Annotated in this window: 3 protein-coding genes; 2 read left to right on the top strand and 1 reads right to left on the bottom strand. The window is 68.1% G+C overall.

Annotated elements, in window-relative coordinates:
- On the bottom strand, positions 1-479 hold a 479-nt coding region (locus GWK61_RS52995), incomplete at its 3' end, for a LacI family DNA-binding transcriptional regulator (protein WP_228564452.1).
- A 182-nt stretch (positions 480-661) separates the two neighbouring features.
- Between GWK61_RS52995 and GWK61_RS52990 the strand changes: the two genes are divergently transcribed.
- Positions 662-2035 carry a ricin-type beta-trefoil lectin domain protein gene (locus tag GWK61_RS52990; protein WP_194921893.1) on the top strand — a complete coding sequence of 458 codons (1374 nt, stop codon included), beginning with the start codon at positions 662-664 and terminating at the stop codon, positions 2033-2035.
- The gene (locus tag GWK61_RS52985; protein WP_228564451.1) at positions 2032-4209 is read left to right on the top strand and encodes a pectate lyase-like domain-containing protein; all 2178 of its coding nucleotides are present in this window, start codon (positions 2032-2034) and stop codon (positions 4207-4209) included. The genes GWK61_RS52990 and GWK61_RS52985 overlap by 4 nt, the downstream gene beginning before the upstream one ends.
- Positions 4210-4473: the final 264 nt, after the last annotated feature.

Here is a 4473-nt window from a genome sequence, read left to right as displayed (position 1 = left end):
GTGCGGGGGTCCACGACGACCAGGGGGTAGCGGCGCGTCTGGAGGAAGCGTAGGTCTTCGGCGGGCTCCGGCGGGAGGATCAGGATCGCGCCGGAGGTGGCGCGGGCTGTGGGCAGATCGCGGAGCACCGGGACGTCGACGCGGGAGTCGCCGACGTCGAGCAGGACCTGGCGGCCGGCGGTGTGCAGCGCCTCGGCGACGGCGGTGACGAGCGCGCCGAAGTAGTCGCTGAGCTTGTAGGGGCAGCGCACCAAGACCGGCAGTCCGGTCTTCGGCAGGCGGGGGCGGGTCGCGGGGGCGTGGCCTCCGAGGCCGTCGATCGCGTCCTGCACCCGGCGGCGCGTGTCCTCGGACACCTGGCCTTGGGCGTTGATGACCCTTGAGACGGTCGCGATCGACAGACCGGTGTGCGCGGCGATCGCCCGCACCGTGAGACGGCCCGCCGACATGCCCCGCCCTGGAACATCGCCCTGTTTCATCGGGGCAGGATAGCGCCTCGACCTCGGCAAAGACCAGGTAAAGACCCTTTATTCGCGTCTTGACGAAAGTAGGTGGGAGTGCTTCACTCCTCAACGGCCAACCGTGTTACGGAACTGTTTCCGTAACAACTTGGGTCGGTTCAGCTGCATGCCATCTCCACCCCCCACAAAGGAGCAGCACAGTGATCCCACCTCTCGCACGGCTCAGACCCCTGCGCACCGCCCTCGCAGGAACCTGCGCTCTGGGCATCGTCGCCGGCGCTGTGGCGCTGAGCACACCGGCGAACGCCGCGACCCCGCACGCCGCGCTCGCCATCCCCGCCCACTACGCCGCGCCGTACCTGGAGCTCAGCGGCAGCACCGCGGGCGACATGGCGGCCGACATGGGCTCGTCAGGCGTGTCGCGCTACACGCTGGCGTTCTTCATCCCGCAGTCCGGCTGCACGCCGATGTGGGAGGCCGGCAACTACCCGGTCGGCTCGTTCACGTCGGAGATCAACTCGCTGAAGTCCTCCGGCGGGGACGTCATCATCTCCTTCGGCGGGGCCTCCGGCGGCGAGCTGGCGCAGACCTGCACGAACGTGTCGTCGCTGACCGCGGCGTACAAGAACATCGTCAACACGTACGGTGTCACCCGGCTCGACTTCGACATCGAGGGCGGCGTCCTGAGCGACACCGCCGCGACCTCCCGCCGGGACCAGGCGCTGGCCGCGCTCCAGCAGCAGGTGCCGGGGCTCCAGGTCGACTTCACGCTCGCCGTCGACCCCAACGGCCTGCCGGGCGACCAGATCAACCTGCTGCAGGACGCGAAGAACCAGGGCGTGAACGTCAGCGTCGTCAACCTGATGACGATGGACTACTACGACGGCCAGCCGGTCATCAACGACGCCCTGTCCTCCGCGCAAGCGGCCGCCGGCCAGATCGCGAGCCTGTACGGCATATCCACCTCGGCGGCCTACGGCAAGGAGGGCCTGACGCCGATCGCCGGCAAGAACGACGACGGTGCGATGTTCTCGCAGTCCGACGCGCAGACCCTGGAGAACTTCGCGGCCAGCAACGGCGTCGCGGAGCTCTCCTTCTGGGAGGTCAACAGCTACGACAAGGCCACCGGCTACGCGTACTCCCGGATCTTCAACGCCATCACCGGCAACGGCGGCGGCAACCCGCCCCCGCCGACCGGCACCGGCCCGATCACCGGCTACCAGGGCCTGTGCCTGGACGACCGCTCGGCCTCGAACGCGAACTTCAACCCCGTGCAGGTCTACAGCTGCAACGGCAGCAACGCGCAGAACTGGACCGTGACCTCCAGCAACACCCTGCAGGTCCTCGGTAAGTGCCTGGACGTCAACGCCGCCGGCACCGCCAACGGCAGCAAGGTCGACCTCTACGACTGCAACGGCACCGGCGCGCAGACGTGGGTCCCGCAGTCCAACGGGACGCTGCTGAACCCGAACTCCGGCAAGTGCCTGGACGACACCGGCTTCGGCGGCTCCGGGACCCAGGTCCAGATCTGGGCCTGCGCCGCCTCGGCCAACCAGAAGTGGAACCTGCCTTGAGAAAACGCATACCCACCGCCGGATTCGGCGCGCTCGTCCTGACGGCGGGCCTGCTGACCTTCGGCCAACTGGCGACCGCGCCCCAGGCGCACGCCGCCGCCCCGGTCGGTCCGGTCACCGGATATCAGGGCCTGTGCCTGGACGACCGCGCGGCGTCGACCGCCAACTTCAACCCCGTGCAGGTCTACACCTGCAACGGCACCAACGCGCAGAACTGGACCGTCGACAGCGCGACGAACACCCTGCAGGACCTCGGCAAGTGCCTGGACATCAACGCCGGCGGCACCGCCAACGGCACCAAGGTCGACCTCTACGACTGCAACGGGTCCGGCGCTCAGGTCTGGGTCCCGCAGTCCAACGGCGGCCTGAAGAACCCGCAGTCCGGGCGCTGTCTGGACGACACCGGCTTCGGCGGCTCCGGAACGCAGGTCCAGATCTGGGACTGCGCCGGCTCGTCGAACCAGCAGTGGACGCTGCCCACCGGCGGCGGTGGCGGAGGCGGGGGCATCCCGCATCCGGACTTCGGACCGAACGTGACCATCTTCGACCCCTCGATGTCGACCTCGACCATCCAGGCGGACATCAACAACGTCTACAACGCTCAGGTCAACAATGAGTTCGGCACACAGCGCAATGCCTTGCTGTTCGCGCCGGGCTCGTACAACGTCGACATCCCCGTCGGCTACAACACCGAGGTCGCAGGGCTCGGACTCTCCCCCGACGGGGTGAACATCACCGGCGGCACGGTGCACGTGGCCGGCCACACCTCCGACGGCAACGCCACCCAGAACTTCTGGCGCGACGCCGAGAACATGGAAGTGAGCCCGCCGTCCGGCAGCACGATGTGGGCGGTGTCGCAGGCCGACCCGTTCCGCCGGATGGACGTCAACGGCGGCCTGCTGCTGTTCGACAACACGCACGGCAGCGGCGGCAACTGGTCCAGCGGCGGCTACGTCGGCGACTCGCGGGTCTCCGGGCAGATCAACTCCGGTACCCAGCAGCAGTTCCTGACGCAGGACACCGCGATGAACGGCGGCTGGACCGGCTCAAACTGGAACATGGTCTTCGTCGGGGACACCAACGCCCCGTCGACCACGTTCCCGAACCCGCCGTACACCACGGTCGCGCAGACTCCCACGACGCGCGAGAAGCCGTTCATCTACGTCGACGGCAGCGGCACCTGGCAGGTGTTCGAGCCCGCGCTCCGGACCAACGCGCAGGGCCCGGACTGGACGAACGGCACCGCGGCCGGCACATCCGTCCCGGTCAGCCAGTTCTACATCGTCAAGCCGGGCGACACCTCCAGCACGATCAACGCCGCGCTGGCGGCGGGCAAGAGCCTGATCGTGACGCCGGGCGTCTACCACCTGTCCTCGGCACTGAACATCACCAGCCCGAACACCGTGGTGCTGGGACTGGGCATGGCGACGCTGGTGCCGGACAACGGCAACGCCGCGATCACCACGGCCGACGTGGACGGCATCGACCTCGCCGGACTGCTGATCAGCGCCAACTCCACCAACTCCGCGGTGCTGATGCAGATCGGCCCGAACGGTTCGTCGGCGAGCCACGCGGCGAACCCGACCGAACTGCAGGACGTCTTCTTCCGCATTGGAGGCGACCAGGCGGCGCAGGCCTCGCAGGCGCTGGTGGTGAACAGCAACAACGTGATCGGCGACGACCTCTGGCTATGGCGCGCCGACCACTCGAACGGCGTCGGGTGGACGGTCAACCCGTCGAACAACGGGCTCGTGGTCCACGGGAACAACGTGACCATGTACGGGCTCGCGGTGGAGCACTTCGAGCAGTACCAGACCGAGTGGTACGGCAACGGCGGGCGGACGTACTTCTACCAGAGCGAGTGCCCGTATGACGTGCCCGACCAAGGGAGTTGGGTGCCGCCCAACGGGGCCGAGGGATACGCGTCGTACCTGGTCGGACCTTCAGTGACCTCGCATCAGGCGTGGGGACTGGGGATCTACGCGTACTTCCGCGACAACCCGTCGGTGGGGCTCGATCACGCGATCGAGACGCCGAACACCGGCGGCGTCAGCTTCCACGACATGGTCACGACGGTGCTCGGCGGCGACGGGACGATCAACCATCAGGTCAATGAGACCGGTGGGCAGGTGACTCCCAGCCACAATGTCAGCTATCTGACGAACTATCCGTAAACCGTCTGGCGCACGGAGGGAGGCCGGCCGCGATCCAGCGGTCGGTCTCCTGCGTTTTCAGGGCGGCGAGGGACCCAGAACCCGGCGGCCGCCAGCGCAACCAGCGGGGCACGGCCGAACTGCGTCCCCCTGCGAGGTCATAAAAACGTGCGCGAAGCCGTAAAAATCGCCTGTAAAACCACGGGCGAACCGGACCCGCGCACCCCACCGTGCCAAGCGCCTCGCCCGATGCCCAGCCTCCGCCCCTGCCGCCCCCTACTGAGC

This window comes from Catenulispora rubra, from assembly GCF_015356825.1.
In the GTDB taxonomy this organism is placed as follows: domain Bacteria; phylum Actinomycetota; class Actinomycetes; order Streptomycetales; family Catenulisporaceae; genus Catenulispora; species Catenulispora rubra.
This window is presented reverse-complemented; position numbering and strand designations above follow the sequence as displayed.